At 29.0% G+C, this 16,598-nt stretch carries 13 protein-coding genes; all 13 read left to right on the forward strand.

All coding sequences use genetic code 4. The annotated features are described in order from the left end of the window. Positions 1-28: 28 nt before the first annotated feature. On the forward strand, positions 29-2,875 hold the full coding sequence (gene uvrA / locus AACK91_RS06085) for an excinuclease ABC subunit UvrA (protein WP_338965166.1): 2,847 nt from the start codon (positions 29-31) through the stop codon (positions 2,873-2,875). Positions 2,876-2,878: 3 nt separating this feature from the next. Beyond that, positions 2,879-4,003 carry a bifunctional folylpolyglutamate synthase/dihydrofolate synthase gene (locus AACK91_RS06090; RefSeq protein ID WP_338965169.1) on the forward strand — a complete coding sequence of 375 codons (1,125 nt, stop codon included), beginning with the start codon at positions 2,879-2,881 and terminating at the stop codon, positions 4,001-4,003. 3 nt (positions 4,004-4,006) lie between these two features. Further along, complete coding sequence (locus AACK91_RS06095; protein WP_338965171.1) at positions 4,007-4,699, forward strand: folate family ECF transporter S component; 693 nt, start codon at positions 4,007-4,009, stop codon at positions 4,697-4,699. Positions 4,700-4,869: 170 nt separating this feature from the next. Then, positions 4,870-6,111, forward strand: coding sequence for a DnaD domain protein (locus AACK91_RS06100; protein WP_338965174.1), 1,242 nt, complete (start codon positions 4,870-4,872; stop codon positions 6,109-6,111). Positions 6,112-6,139: 28 nt separating this feature from the next. Next, positions 6,140-7,051 (forward strand): ATP-binding protein, encoded by a 912-nt coding sequence (locus AACK91_RS06105; protein WP_338965177.1) that lies wholly within the window; start codon positions 6,140-6,142, stop codon positions 7,049-7,051. After that, a complete protein-coding gene (locus AACK91_RS06110; RefSeq protein ID WP_338965181.1) occupies positions 7,023-7,532 on the forward strand; it encodes a hypothetical protein in 510 nt (169 codons plus the stop codon). Before AACK91_RS06105 ends, AACK91_RS06110 begins: the two co-directional genes overlap by 29 nt. 261 nt (positions 7,533-7,793) lie before the next feature. Continuing rightward, entirely contained in the window at positions 7,794-8,792 is a 999-nt protein-coding gene (gap, locus tag AACK91_RS06115) for a type I glyceraldehyde-3-phosphate dehydrogenase (protein WP_338965184.1), read from the forward strand. Positions 8,793-8,976: 184 nt separating this feature from the next. After that, on the forward strand, positions 8,977-9,432 hold the full coding sequence (locus AACK91_RS06120) for a hypothetical protein (protein ID WP_338965187.1): 456 nt from the start codon (positions 8,977-8,979) through the stop codon (positions 9,430-9,432). 109 nt (positions 9,433-9,541) lie between these two features. Beyond that, complete coding sequence (metG, locus tag AACK91_RS06125) at positions 9,542-11,125, forward strand: methionine--tRNA ligase (RefSeq protein ID WP_419334767.1); 1,584 nt, start codon at positions 9,542-9,544, stop codon at positions 11,123-11,125. A gap of 20 nt (positions 11,126-11,145) precedes the next feature. Further along, positions 11,146-13,029 carry a tRNA uridine-5-carboxymethylaminomethyl(34) synthesis enzyme MnmG gene (gene mnmG, locus AACK91_RS06130; RefSeq protein ID WP_419335381.1) on the forward strand — a complete coding sequence of 628 codons (1,884 nt, stop codon included), beginning with the start codon at positions 11,146-11,148 and terminating at the stop codon, positions 13,027-13,029. Between the two features lie 11 nt (positions 13,030-13,040). Then, a complete protein-coding gene (gene cysS, locus AACK91_RS06135) occupies positions 13,041-14,381 on the forward strand; it encodes a cysteine--tRNA ligase (RefSeq protein ID WP_338965192.1) in 1,341 nt (446 codons plus the stop codon). Between the two features lie 4 nt (positions 14,382-14,385). Next, positions 14,386-15,603, forward strand: a complete 1,218-nt coding sequence (trmFO, locus tag AACK91_RS06140) for a methylenetetrahydrofolate--tRNA-(uracil(54)-C(5))-methyltransferase (FADH(2)-oxidizing) TrmFO (protein ID WP_338965194.1) — start codon at positions 14,386-14,388, stop codon at positions 15,601-15,603. A 155-nt stretch (positions 15,604-15,758) separates the two neighbouring features. Then, a complete protein-coding gene (rlmB, locus tag AACK91_RS06145) occupies positions 15,759-16,493 on the forward strand; it encodes a 23S rRNA (guanosine(2251)-2'-O)-methyltransferase RlmB (protein WP_338965197.1) in 735 nt (244 codons plus the stop codon). Positions 16,494-16,598: the final 105 nt, after the last annotated feature.

A 16,598-nucleotide genomic window follows, 5' to 3' on the forward strand; every position in this document is an offset into this window, starting at 1 on the left:
ACAAAATAATAATTAAGAAGGTGAAAAAATGGGAAAAGATTGGATTGTTGTTAAAGGAGCACGTGAAAATAATTTAAAAAATATTGATGTTCAAATTCCAAAAGATAAATTAGTTGTTTTTACTGGCTTATCTGGGAGTGGAAAATCATCATTAGCTTTTAATACTATTTATGCGGAAGGTCGTCGACGTTATATTGAAAGTTTGTCGAGTTATGCCCGTCAATTTTTAGGTGGAAATGAAAAACCAGATGTTGATGCAATTGATGGATTATCACCAGCAATTTCAATTGATCAAAAGACAACTAGTCATAATCCCCGAAGTACAGTTGGAACGGTAACGGAGATTTATGATTATTTGCGATTGTTATACGCTCGGGTTGGAACCCCTTATTGTATTAATGGCCATGGTGTTATTAAGTCAGTAACAATCAAGGAAATTATTAATAATTTAAAACAACTTTTAAACGAAGGTGAAAAGTTTATGATTTTATCAACAGTTGTGCGTGACAAAAAAGGGAGTTTTAAAGATTTATTTGCACGATTAAAACAAGAAAGTTTTATTCGGGTAAAAGTTAATGGTGAAATTAAAACATTAGATGAAGAAATTGAGTTAGACAAAAATAAACGACAAAACATTGATATTATTATTGACCGATTAGTGTATAAAAATTCGGAAGATTTATTGAGTCGGATTCATGATGCAATTGAAGTTGCTTTAAAATATGGAAATGCTTTAGTAAAAATTGATTTTGTTGATCAACAAAAAGAAACGTTATTTTCAACAAATTATTCATGTAATATTTGTGGTTTTGTGATTCCAGAATTAGAACCACGATTATTTTCTTTTAATTCACCAGCTGGAGCTTGTAATGAATGTAAAGGGTTAGGAGTGAAATTAGAAGTTGATGAAGATTTATTAATTCCAAATCGTTCACTATCAATTTTGCAAGGAGCAATTGTTTATTTAAAAAATATTGTTAACACAACAAATATTGAATGACAAAAATTTAAAGTTTTAGCAGAGCACTATCACATTGTTTTAGAACAACCAGTTAGTGATTTGACAAAAGAACAGTTAGGATATTTAATTCGTGGTAGTGATGAACCAATTGAATATAATTTTAAAACAGCAAGCGGTAATATTATGCGTGGTTATGATTATATTGAAGGAGTTGGGCAATTAATTGAACGGCGCTATACGGAAACTGCTAGTGAAACTGCTCGGGAATATTACAAACAATTTATGACAGATAAAAAATGTGGAACTTGCCAGGGGAAACGATTAAATGAAATTCCATTGTCGGTAAAAATTAATAATATTAGCATTTCTGATTTTACCGATTTATCAGTTGAAGATGAATTAAAAGAAATTTTAAATTTAGTTTTAACCGAATCACAACAAGAGATTGCACGATTAGTTATTAATGAATTAGTTAATCGTCTTGATTTTTTAAACCGTGTTGGTTTAAGTTATTTAACATTGTCACGGAATGCCTCAACTTTATCAGGGGGAGAAGCACAACGAATTAGATTAGCAACACAAATTGGAAGTCAACTAACTGGAGTACTATATGTGTTAGATGAACCATCAATTGGATTACATCAACGTGATAATGATAAATTAATTGAAACCTTAAAAAGTTTACGTGACTTGGGAAATACTTTAATTGTTGTTGAACATGATGAAGATACAATTCGTGCCAGTGATTATGTTGTTGATATTGGTCCACGGGCAGGAATTAATGGTGGTGAAGTTGTTGCTGCTGGAAGTATTGAGGACATTAAACAAAACCCAAATTCAATTACTGGAAAATATTTGACGGGTGAATTAGAAATTACAGTACCAACTAAACGTCGTGGTGGTAATGGTCTAACATTAGAGATTAAAGGAGCGCGTGAAAATAATTTAAAAAATATTAATGTAACAATTCCTTTAAATAAATTTGTTTGTTTAACCGGAGTTTCTGGTAGCGGGAAGTCAACATTAATGAATGAAATTTTATGAAAAGGAATTAAAAAAAATCTTGGATTGGCAACTGATCGCCCCGGTGCTTATGATAAAATTGTTGGGATTGCTAACATTGATAAGGTTATTAATATTTCACAAGATCCAATTGGAAAAACGCCACGGAGTAATCCAGCGACGTATACTTCTGTCTTTGATGACATTCGTGATTTATTTGCAAATACAAATGAGGCAAAGGCCCGTGGTTATTTAAAGGGGCGTTTCTCTTTTAATGTGCCTGGTGGGCGTTGTGAGAATTGTCAAGGTGATGGAATTATTAAAATTTCAATGCATTTTTTACCAACGGTTTATGTTCCTTGTGAAGTTTGTGAAGGAAAAAGATATAATGATGAAACATTATTAGTTAAGTTCAAAGATAAAAATATTTATGATGTTTTAGAAATGACAGTTGATCAAGCTTGTGAATTTTTTGCAAAGCAACCAAAGATTAGCCAAAAGTTAGCAACAATGCAAGAAGTTGGTTTGGGTTATATTAAGTTAGGACAATCAGCAACTGAGTTGTCAGGTGGTGAAGCACAACGAGTTAAATTATCAACATTTTTATTAAAACGAACAACAGGAAAAACATTATTTTTATTAGATGAACCAACAACGGGGTTACATATTGATGATGTTAAAAGGTTATTGTTAGTTTTAAATAAAATTGTCGATAATGGTGATACGGTTGTTACGATTGAACATAACTTGGATGTAATTAAAGTAGCAGATTATATTATTGACTTAGGGCCAGAAGGTGGTGTTGGTGGCGGAGCTGTTATTGCAACAGGAACACCCGAACAAATTGCGGCAAAAAATGATATTAGTTATACCGCTCAATATTTACAACCATTATTGGATAAGGGAAAATAATTGATGGATGTTAAGAAACAACTTTTTAAAGCTGCTTTGTTTAAGAAAGAATATAATTTAACAAAACTATTAGTAGAAAAATATCATAATGGACAAGATAAAATTCAAGTTATTAATGTTGTTGGAACTAATGGCAAATGTTCTGTTTCTAATTATTTGCAACGCCAACTAATGTTGAATTATAAAAAAGTTGGTCTTTTTACTTCACCAGCATTTTTAAAGCACAATGAACGAATTAAAATTAATAACCAAGTTATTAGTGACAATGATTTAAAACGAATTATTAAAAGTATTAAAAACGAAATTGAAACTTATCAGTTAACTTTTTTTGAAATTTGAGTTTTAATTTGTATTAAATATTTTTTAGAACAACAAGTTGAAATTGCTGTTATTGAAGCTGGCATTGGTGGACGATTAGATGCAACTAATGTTTTTAATAATCAACTAGCGGTGTTATTGACTTCAATTGATTATGACCACACCGAAGTTTTAGGAACAGAATTAGAAAGTATTATTCAAAATAAAGTGGGAATTGTTAAAAATGATTGCCAACTTTTTATTAGTGCAAGTTGTCAAAAATATTTTTCTGTTATTGCAAAATATCTTAATTTGGATAGAATTATTACAAGCGAAGTTTATCCGCAAGCAATTAATTATTATCAGGAATTTAATGTTGGATTAGTAATTAAGTTTTTGACAGTTTTTAAGTTTAAAATTAATTATGCACTTTTTAAAGTAAATCCGGTCTTGGGCCGTTTTACCCAGTTGAGTAAAAATCCGTACTTTATTATTGATGGTGCGCATAATCCAGAAGGAATTCGTGCTTGCATTCATACATTTGAAACGTTAAATAATTTAAATCATAATGAGGTTCTAGTGTTATATGCATCATCGCAAAAGAAAGATTATTTGCAAAACTTAACGTTGTTAAAAGAACATTTTGGGACAAATTTATATATTACTGCTTTTAAACACCCAATGTCGTGAGATATTACGGACATTAATTTTCATAATAAAGTTAAAAATTGAAAGAAATTATTATTACAAAATAAAACAAAAAATATTTTAATTTGTGGATCGTTATATTTTATTTCGTTAGTATATCAGTTTTATTTAGAAAGGATGTAAAGTATGTTGTATTTATTAACAAATATTGGCGCTTGATTAGGGATTGCCCTGTTACTTGGAATTGGCGCTTGATTAGATTATAAAAATTTAAAAAAAATTAATATTTTAACAATAACAATCACAAGTCTATTGATTGCATTATCAGTTATTTTAACAAATTTAATTGGTTACACAATTCCAATTACAGGAGGAATTAAGTTAGAATTAGGTAACTTTTTAATTTTTGTTGTTGGAATGTTATTTGGGCCTTTCTTTGGTGTTTTAAGTGGAATTGCCACCGATACTTTAGGAGCCTTAGTTAATATTCAAGGAACTTACCATGGTGGTTTTGCCTTTAATCTTGCCTTTTATGGTTTTATGGGCAGCATTGTTTTTCTTTCTAAAAATGAAAAATTCTGAATTATAAAAACAATTATGTTATATATTATTTCCTTTATGTTAATTTCATTTGGATTTAATGTTTTATGACTATATTCAATTGGTTGAAATTCAGTTGTGTTAGGAGCAACATTTATTGCAAAAGCCGTTAAGTTTCCAATTCAAATGGCAATTTATTTACCAATGACAATTTCTAGTTTTACTATTTTATATAAATTAATTACATCACGGCACAGCATTACTTTGTGGTGTGCGCAAAACAAGGCGTTAGCATTAATGCCATTTAAATTTAGAAAACGTAATTCTTCTAATAATTAAAAATTGTTTATATGTGCAAAACTTTTAAAAATATAATAAAAATAAGACTTTTTATTAAAAATATTTGTGGATAACTAAACAGATATTATGATTTTGTTAATTTATATTTACTTATTATTTGTTAGTTGTAATATTATTAGTGAAATTTAAGTGAAGAGGAATGTGAAAAAATGTTGGGGAAAGTGGTTACATATTTAATAAAACAAGAAAACCAGTTATCAGATGATGAACGTATGCTGCTTTTATGTTTATATCGTCCAATTATTGGCGATAAAGCACATATGTTATATCTTGCTTTTACAGCACAAGATTTTGTTTTAGAATTAAATATTAAGTATCAATTAGACCATCTTTTATTATTATTACAAATGACATATGAAGAGTTTTTGACAGCAAAAAATAAATTAGAAACAATTGGATTGTTAAAAATGTTAAAACGCAAAAATGGTGCGCATCATATTTTAAAACCGCAATTACCTATTTCTGCAATTGCTTTTTTTGAAAATAAAATCTTAAGTGAGCACTTATTAAATATTGTTGGGGGTAAATGTTTTGCAATTATTAAAGCTAAATTTAGCGAAGCAGATTATTCTAATGTTACTAATGAACCAGCACCGCCACTAAATAGGACCAATGTTAATTTAGATTTTGTTTATATTGATAAGTACTTAGCAGCTAAAAACGCCAATCATAAATTATATCTCCCATATCGTGAAAAAATCATTCAACTAGCAAATTATTACCATGTTTTAACAAATAATCTTGCTATTTTTATTTATAAGAGTATCGAACTAGTTGAGCAAAAACGTATTTTTAATTATGAAAAATTTCAACATTTATTATCTGATTTTCATCAAAAAACAATTTTGAAAAAACAAATAACTGGAGAGCAGTTAAACTTAACTGTTAATGAAGAAAATATTGTAAGGCCAACAAATATGTTAGAAGCAAAAATTAATGAAATGACATCAATTGATCCAATTGAATATTTAACTTTATTACGTGAAAACACAAAACCAACGCCAATGGAAATTGATTTAATTCGTGATTTAATTGTTAATTATTCGTTAAAGCCAGGGGTTGTTAATTGCTTAATTGAATATGTTTGGTTTAAAAATTCTCGTCGAATTGAAAGAAAATATTGTGAAAAAATTGCAAATACTTTTAATCAATTACAAATTGACACAGTTGATAAGGCAATGCAACATTTACGTAGTGCTTATGCGAAGACACAAAAAAATAAAATTGCAAAAGAAACAATTAAAAGTACTACTTATAAATTTAAAGAAACAACGGCGAAAGATAACATGTCAGCGTTAGAATATAATAAACTTTATGAACAAAAACGACAAAAACGAGAAGAAGAAAAGGTTGACCTTAACCAATTATTAGATGATTTAAAAAACTTATAAAATAATTTTCAAAAGAGGAGACACAGGAATGACAAAACTAAATTTGTTAGAACAAATTAAGAGTAATGAAGAGTTAATGCTTAATTTGCAAGCAATTGCTTTTGATGTTAATGATTATGAAAAGTTTAGTTCGCTCTTTGAAGAATATTTAAATAATTATCATTACTGTGAATCTAGTCCGAATTTATTATTTTGTCAACAACAATTTAAAGGTTATAAATATTATTTTAAAAAAGAAGCTGACAAGTTATTTTTAACACGGGTTGAGTGTAACCATACTATAACATTGAACGAAGTAAACAAAGTTAAAAATAATTATCTTTACTATGACTTTAGTGATGAGTTATTAAAACTTCGTTTAAATGATATTAAAAAAGATGAAAACTTCAATAATATGCATCAGATTATTGTTGAAATGGTTAAATTTGTTAAAGGACAACGCCAAAAAGGATTATATATTTATGGTGAACCGGGGGTTGGGAAAACTTATTTATTAATTAGATTAGCTAATGTTTTAGCAAATAATAATTGGAAGGTTGCTTTTATTTCAGTAATTAATTTAATTAACCGCGTAAAAGAGTCATTTAATATTTTTAATAACAAATCCTCGTTAGTTGTGGACTTATTACGAGCCGATGTTTTATTTTTAGATGACATTGGTGGGGAAACTATTTCACCATGAGTTCGTGATGATTTATTATTTCGAATTTTAAATGATCGGATCAGCCACCAGTTACCAACTTTTTTTTCTTCTAATTTTACAACAACTGCATTAACAACAATTTATGCTAATGTTAAAAATGAAATTGGTGATAAGGAAATTAATAAGGTAAAAGTGTTGCGGATTGTTGATCGGATTCGAGGACTGGCAACAGAATTAGAATTGATTGGAAGTAGTAGGAGAAGTGATAATGATTATGCTAAAGTATGAACTACATAAATATTTTTTTAAAGGATATGATCAAAAAAATAAGGTGCAAGATATTTTATATTTAGATGTTCAAAAATATTGATATGAACCACAAGTTGGGATTAAAGTAATAACAAAAGATAAAAAAGAATATCTAATTAAAAATTATTGATTTGATTATGATAAACCAGACCCAGATGATAAGTTTAAGTTTGAATGTTTTGAACGTGATTTACATCGAATTTTATTTTTAAATGAATGACAACAAGACAAAGAAGCACTTATTGATAAACATTATTTACCATTAGAAAAATTCAATCTTTTAAAAGAACAAAAACAAAAAATTCTGGCCGAATATTTGGCTGTGCATGGAACGCTAGCAAAAGATGATCCAGCATATCGTAGTTTAGAAGCTTCTTTTAGTTTATTAAAACATAAAACACAGCCAGAAGTAGTACAAGAATTAACGGAAATGGCAGAATATTATGAAATGGATATGAAAGAATTTTAAAAGCTAAAGCAAGCAAATTCGTTGTTAGCTTTTGAAGCGATTGCATTAGATTTATATGGTGACCCATTATTATTTGAAGCAGCAGTTGATGATGAAAATGAGTTTTTAATTCACAATGAAGATTTCTAGTTTTTTGTGCTTGCTTTATTTGGATATTTTCTAAATTTCTTGCAAATTAAGGAACGAGGTTGTAAAATAAGAGTAAGGATGCAATGTTTTATTGCAGACTAAGTTATTAAACTAGTAGAGGAGAAAGAGTAGATGACAAAAATTGCAATTAACGGATTTGGACGTATTGGCCGTTTAGCATTTAGAAAATTATTTGAAGAAAAAAATGTTGAAATTGTCGCAATTAATGATTTAACAGATGCAAAAACATTAGCAACATTATTAGAACTTGATTCAGCCCAAGGGGGATGAATGCGTGGAAAAATTTCTTCAGAAGAAAATGCTATTATTGTTAATGGAAAGAAAGTAGTTGTTTGTGCAGAAAAAGATCCAACCGCTTTGCCATGAGGGAAATTAGGAGTGGGTGTTGTTGTTGAATCAACAGGAAGATTTGCTGATAAAGCAGGAGCTTCACAACATATTACAGCAGGAGCAAAAAAAGTTTTAATTTCAGCGCCAGCAAAAGGAACTGATGTTAAAACGATTGTTTACAATGTTAACCATAAGGATATCACAAAAGATGATACTGTTATTTCGGGAGCAAGTTGTACCACAAACTGTTTAGCACCAATGGCTAAAGTTCTAGATGAAAAATTTGGAATTGAAAAAGGATACATAACAACTGTTCATGCTGTTACAAACGACCAACGTTTATTAGATTTAGCTCATGATGATTTAAGAAGAGCGCGCGCTGCCTTTTCTAATATTGTTCCAACTAAAACTGGAGCAGCCGCAGCCGCAGCATTAGTATTGCCACAATTAAAAGGTAAGTTTGATGGAATGGCGTTACGTGTCCCAACAATTACCGGTTCAATTGTTGACTTAGCAGTTGAATTAAAAACAACAACAACAGTTGATGAAATTAATAATGCAATGAAAGCAGCTGAGTCAGAAACTTTTGGTTATAATACGCAACCAATTGTTTCATCAGATATTATTGGCGAATCACATGGATCAATCTTTGATGCGACATTAACAAAAATTATTGAAGTTGATGGGAAACAATTAGTTAAAGTATATGCATGATATGATAACGAAATGTCATATGTATCACAAATGGTACGAACATTATTATACTTTGCAACAGTTTAATTAAAAGTAAGAAGCACTAAAAATTTTTTAGTGTTTTTTATTTTTTTAGAAAAATATATTTCTTATGTTATGATAATTATATATAAGAAACTAACCTTATAATTAATAAAACTGAATAATAATACCTTTTGCGTATTTATAACAGTGCTGTTAAATGGCTGAAGTATTGAAGGAGATTATTAAAATGAAGAATCCTATTTTAGAGAAACACTTTCATAATATTCGCGACAAATTAAAATTAGTCTTAAGTATTGAAAAAATTCGTGATTCCACTAATCCGATTCAATTGTTATATGACAATGTGCTTTGAATTCGAAATAGTGGTCGTGTTATTACTGAAGATGATTTTACATATCGATTGGAATTAGCGTTAGCTGACACCTATAAAACATTATTGCTGCGAATTGATTCCTTATTGTTAAATGCTAAAACATTATCTTTTAGTTATTTCAAAGAGAAATTAGATGTTAAAGTTTACAATAATAAATTATATAAACAGGCAACTAATATTTTAAAGGAAAATTACGATAATCGTATTGATGACATTGATTTTATTTATATTGCTTATCAAATGACAGAATTGCTAGGAGAAGGCTTACGTAGTATTTCTTCTCGCAAACTAAGTGAAGTAACAAGATAAATTATTGTTAATGAAAAATAGTTATCATCATAACTATTTTTTTATTTATCTGATAAACAGAAAATGCGATATAATTTATATTAGCAATTATAAAAATGAGAGGGATATTATGAGTCAGAACAAGAAATTATTTTATGTTACAACCCCAATTTATTATCCAAGTGCCCAATTACACATTGGCCATGCTTATACAACAACCTTAGCGGATATTTTAAACCGTTATAAGAAGTTAGATGGCTATGAAACCTTTTTCTTAACTGGTAGTGATGAACATGGTGAAAAAATTGAAAAGAAAGCAAAAGAAGCGGGTGTTACACCATTTGAATTTACAACAATGATTGTTAATAATTTTAAGTTATTATGAAATAAATTAGGCATTGAGTATTCAAAATTTATTCGCACAACAGATCATGCTCATGAACAAGGGGTTCAAAAGATTTTTAGTAAATTATATCATAAAGGAGATATTTATTTAGGTGAATATGAGGGCTTATATTGTGTTAGTTGTGAGGAGTTTTTAACAGAATCACAATTAGATAAAATAACGCAGCAATGTTTGGTGTGCGGGAACAAACCAAAGAAAGTTAAAGAAGAAACTTATTTTTTTAAAGTTTCAAAATATAGCCAGTTTTTAATTAATTATTATAATGCTCACCCAACTTTTATTGAACCAGAAGCTAGAAAAAATGAAATGTTAAATAATTTTATTCTACCAGGATTAACTGACTTGTCAGTAACAAGAACAACTTTTTCGTGAGGAATTAAAACATTAGAAAATAACAAACATATTATTTATGTTTGAATTGATGCGTTATCTAATTACTTAACAGCATTAGGTTATTTATCAGAAGATGAAACATTATTTAATAAATTTTGAAATAACACAAATGTTGAAATTTTGCAATTATTAGGAAAAGAAATTGCTCGGTTCCATACCATTTATTGACCAAGTATGTTAGAAAGATTGGGGTTACGTCAGCCAAATAAACTTTTATCCCATGGTTGAATTTTATTCAAAGATACAAAGATGAGTAAATCAATTGGTAATGTTGTTGACCCATTATATTTAATTGATCAGTATGGTCGTGATGTTTTAAGATTTTATTTAGGATATGAAATTCCAACTGATCATGATGGGAAATTTTCTTATGAAATGTTTTTAGAATCATATAATACTCATCTAGTCAATAATATTGGAAACTTAGTATCACGTGTCAGTAATATGATTAGCAAATATTTTAATGGGGAACTTTTATCGCAAGGAACATTAAAAAATGATTTAATTGATAGTTGTTTGTTAGCAATTAAAAATTATCAAATAGCAATGAATAATTATCAAATTGCAAAAGCATTAAGTATTGTTTTAGAATTATGTAATAAAGCAAATAAATATATTGAAGAAAGTAAACCATGAGAATTAGAAAAGAATCAAGAAACAACCCAATTACATACAACATTAGCAACGCTAGCTTATGTTATTATTGTTAGTGCCTTTTTATTACAACCAGTATTAATTGATCACGCGCAAAAAATTGCGGATTACTTTAACATTGATTTACAAAATTTAACATTTTCAACAAGTTTAAGTCAAGAAATGATATATAATAAAAGGATAGAGAAAAAAGCAAATTTATTTGAACGTTTAAATGTTGAACAAGAATTAAAACGAATTGAAGCAGAATTAAATCAGTAAAATAATTTAAAGGAGGGGTTTTAATGAAAGAATACGATGTAATTGTTATTGGGGCTGGATATGCTGGTGTTGAAGCAAGTTTAGTTGCTGCTAGAATGCAGAAAAAAACATTGTTAATTACTTTACATAAAGATAAAATTGCCTTAATGCCATGTAATCCCTCAATTGGTGGCCCAGCAAAAGGCATTGTTGTTCGTGAAATTGATGCTATTGGTGGTGAAATGGCCAAAGCTGCTGATGCGACTGCTTTACAAATGAAATTATTAAATTCTTCTCGTGGTCCAGCAGTATGAGCATTACGAGCACAATCAGATAAAATTAAATATGCAAAATATATGCAAACTGTTATTGAAAACCAAGTTAATTTGGAATTATATGAAGGAGCAGTGCAAAGTTTGTTGGTTGATGATAATAATGTTTGTTATGGTGTTGTTTTAAAAGATCAAACCCAATTTTTTGCGAAAAAAGTTATTTTAACAACAGGAACATATATGCAATCATTAGTTTTACAAGGAAAAGAAAAAAAGGCACAAGGACCTGATGGAGATATTACAACAGCGGGGTTATCAACACAATTAAAACACTTAGGGTTTGAATTATTTCGGCTAAAAACAGGAACACCCGCTCGTGTTCTTAATACTTCAATTGATTATACGAAAGCACAACCAGAACCAGGAACTGATATGAAGTTAGCTTTTTCTTATGCTACCAAAAAATTTACCCCGTTACAAGAACAAGAATTATGTTGATTAATTCATTCGACCCCAACCACGCACACTATTGTGCAAGATCATTTGCCTTTATCAGCAATGTATTCTGGAAATGCGAAAGGAACTGGCCCACGTTATTGTCCTAGTTTTGAAGATAAGATTGTTCGGTTTGCTGATAAACCTCGTCACCAAATCTTTTTAGAACCAGAGTCAAAGAGTTTAAATACAATTTATGTGCAAGGATTTTCAACATCAATGCCAATTGATGTTCAAGATAAGATGCTCCGTTCATTACCTGGTTTTGAAAATGTTGAAGTTTTAAAATGAGCATATGCAATTGAATATGATGCAATTGTTCCAACCCAATTGGCCCACACGTTAGAAACAAAACGAATTAAGAATTTATATACTGCTGGACAAATTAACGGAACAAGTGGTTATGAGGAAGCTGCTTGCCAAGGTTTAATGGCGGGAATTAATGCGGTATTGAGTATTAATAATCAAGAACCATTTATTTTACGTCGTGATCAAGCCTATATTGGTGTTTTAATTGATGATTTAATTACAAAAGGAACCGAAGAACCTTATCGGTTACTAACTTCTCGCGCAGAATATCGCTTATTATTACGAAACGATAATGCTGAAGAACGGTTAAAAAAATATGCTCATCAGTTTGGTTTAATTGATGAACAAAGTTGAAATGAATATCAAACAAATGTAAAAAACTATAATGAGGTAATCCAATTATTAAAAGATACTTATTTTACTGTAAAATCACCAATTATTCAAAAGTTAGCAACGTTAGGAATTGCCAATATTACGGAACGAATCTCGGGATATAATTTGTTAAAACGACCAAATATTGAGTTAAAATATTTAGAAGAGGAGTTACTACCTTTACAAAACTTAAAATCATTTTTAAAACAAAATCTATTAATTAACATTCGCTTTGAAGGATATATTAAAAAAGAACAAGAAATTGCTTTAAAAACAATTAAATTAGAAAATAAATTGATTCCCGCTAGTTTAAATTATGATTTAGTAGATAATTTGGCACTTGAAGCACGAGAAAAATTTAAAAAGATTCGTCCTATTTCAATTGGCCAAGCAAACCGGATTTCGGGGATTAATCCAGCTGATATTCAAATGCTTTTGTTTCATTTGAAGAAAATGGAATTTGAATCAAATAGATAAGAGGGTGAAGTATGAGATTATATAATACTTTGACTCGTGATTTTACAGATTATGGTCAAACAAAAAAAGTTAATATTTATGCATGTGGACCAACAGTTTACAATTATATCCATATTGGTAATGCGCGCGCTATTATTAGTGTTGATTTATTAGTTAGTTTTCTACAATTTCAAGGGATTGAAGTTAACTATGTGCAAAATTATACGGATATTGATGATAAAATCATTAATAAAGTTGTTATGGAAAATAAAACGGAACAAGAAATTGCTGAATTTTATATTCAAGCGTTTGAAGAAGATGTTACTAATTTAAATGTTAAAACGCCAACAGCGCGGGTACGGGTTACTGATCATATTAATGATATTGTTATTTTTATTAAAGCATTAGTTCAAATTGGAGCCGCATATGAAGTTAATGGTAATGTTTATTTTAATATTAAAGAATATCAAGAAGTTTATGGTTGTTTAGCTAATAAAAAGTTAGCAGAATTAGAAGTTAATGCACGGATTGAACATAATGCAAATAAACATAGTCAATATGATTTTGCTTTGTGGAAAAATACTTCGACAGGGCTTTCGTTTCCATTTTATGATATTAATGGTCAAAAATATCGGGGTCGTCCAGGATGACATACAGAATGTGCGGTTTTAATTGATAAATTTTTTAACCATCAAACAATTGATATTCATGCTGGGGGGATTGATTTGGTTTTTCCGCATCATGAAAATGAAAGAATTCAATTTTTTGCTAAAAATAAAGGAAAAGAAATTAGTAAAATTTGAATGCATAATGGGCATTTAAATGTTGCAGATGAAAAAATGAGTAAATCATTAGATAATACTATTTTAGTTCGTGATTTTATTAAATCATATGGTGCTAATGCGTTGCGCTACTTGTTATATGCAACTAATTATACGCAACCTTTAAATGTCACCGATACTATTATTGGTGTTGTTCAAAATGAAATTGACAAGATTTTAAAGGTTTTGAAAGCAATTAATTTATTTTTAGCAGAATATGATTTAAGTTATAATTTAGCAAAGCACGGTGAATATGTTAAAAAGGTTCTTGCTGAATTAGCTAATAATTTAAATAGCCCTAATGTTTTGACAATTATTAGTCAGATGATAAAAATGATCAATACACAATTACGTAATAAAATGTTAGATTTGCAATTAGCTAGTGATTTTTATAATATTATTTTTAATATTATGAATTTTAATTTTAAATTACCGGTTATTAGTGGTGAAATTCGGGAATATTTATTGGAATGAATTAAATCTAAAGATAGCAAAGATTTTGTTAAAGCTGATGAGCTTCGTAAAGTTTTATTAGAAAAAGATATTTTTTAAACTGATGAAGACAAAAGAAATTAATATTGTTGGTGCTGGTTTAGCTGGTTCAGAAATTGCATATCAATTAGCAAAACGAGGATTAAAAGTTAACTTATATGAAGGAAAGAGCAAGCAAAAGAATTCGGTACAAAAATTAGAAACTTTTGCCGAATTAGTTTGTTCTAATTCTTTTCGTAGTGTGTCAAAAGAAAATGCGATTGGCATTTTAAAAGAAGAATTAAAATTATTGGATTCATTAATTTTAAAAACAGCTTATGAAATACAAGTACCAGGAGATGACGCTCTTAGTGTTGATCGTGAATTGTTTTCTACAAAAATTACAACAACATTATTGAATCATCCTAATATTTCTATTATTTACGATGAATTTGTGACAATTGACCCACAACAAGTTACCATTATTGCAGCAGGACCATTAATTAGTCCAAATTTTGAGACAGAATTAAAAAAGTTAATTGGAAACAAAGCGTTATATTATTATGGTGGTTCAGCACCAATTATCACAAAATCGGGAATTGATTTTACGAAAGCATATTATGGGGCACGCCATTCCGAACAGAAAGATTATATTATTTGTCCATTAACAGAGCAAGAATTTGACCAATTAGTGACAGAACTAGTTAATGCAAAGCGAGTTATTATCCCTGCTTTTGAAAAATATTTTAGAGGTTGTCAACCAATTGAAGTTATGGCGCAAACATCACGAAAAATTTTGTTAAATGGTCCAATGAGTAGTAATAATCTTTTAAATCAATATGGTGAACAACCATTTGCTGTTGTCCAATTACGCCAAGATAATGTGATTGATAGTTTATATAATTTGGTTGGTTGACAAACAAATTTAACCTGACCAGAACAAAAACGAATTATTAAACAATTTATTCATGGTTTAGCGGATGTTGATATTGTTCGTTATGGTGTTTTACATAAAAATAATTACATTAATGCACCAAAGATTTTAAATCAATATTTGCAATTTAAACAAAATAGTAACATCTTTTTTGCGGGTCAAATTATTGGTGTTGAAGGTTATTTAGAATCCGCGGCATCAGGGTTATTGTGTGCTTTAAATGTTTATCAATATATGATGGAATTGCCGTTAATTAAATTACCTTCAGAAACCGTTTTGGGTTCATTAATTAATTATGTTACTAATCCAAAACAGAAGGATTTAAAACCAATGAAAGCAAATATTGGGATTCCCAGTCTTGGAACCTAAATTTCCAAGTAAAGCAGCAAAAAACTTGGCAATTTATCAGCGAGCAATCGAAAAATTAAAAGAAACTATTAAAAAGTATAAAATTGAACTATAATATTTGTAAAATAATTTATTAATATTGGTTATGCATAATAAAATAGGAAAAGGAAGATAATATGCAAGAATATATATACATTTATGGAATTAATCCCGTTGTTGAATCCTTATTAAACCCAACAATGAAAGTTAATAAATTATATTTATTAGATCAAAGTAAAAATAATGATTATTATTTAAAATTAACCCAAGATCGCCATTTAAAGGTTGCTTTTTGTTCTTCTGATAAAATGACCACATTAGTAAAAACAAATAAACATCAAAATTTAGTGTTAGAAATTTTAAAACCGCAAAATTATTCGCTTGAAACACTAACCCAAGAAGCTTTGCAAAAGAAGCATCCATTTTTATTGGTTCTTGACCAAATTTCTGACCCGCATAATTTTGGTGCCATTCTTCGAACTTGCGATATGTTTAATGTTGATGGGGTAATTATTTTAGATAAACGGCAAGTTGATATTAATGCCACGGTTGCAAAAACTTCGGCCGGAGCTTTTAATTATGTTCCTGTTTCGCGGGTAAATAATTTAACAAATGCGGTTGAATATTTAAAAAAACAAGGTTTTTGAATTTATGCAACAAGTTTAACAACAGATGCACAAAAGGTGCACGAATTAAAATATGATACCCCTGTTTGTTTAATTGTTGGAAACGAAGGGACAGGGATTAGTCCCAAACTACTAAAACATTCTGATTTTAACCTTTATATTCCAACAACAGGTCATTTAGATTCTTTAAATGTATCAGTTGCGAGTGCAATTTTAATTTATCAAATTAAAATGCTACAGCAATAAAACAAATAGTAATTAGAAAGGAATTGATGCTTATTAATGAATATGAACTACTTTATTTATTTCAAGAGGGTCATAACAATAAAGCGGTAATTAATTTATATAAAT

The organism is Spiroplasma endosymbiont of Sarcophaga carnaria (assembly GCF_964019595.1).
Classification (GTDB): Bacteria; Bacillota_I; Bacilli_A; order Mycoplasmatales; family Mycoplasmataceae; genus Spiroplasma; species Spiroplasma poulsonii.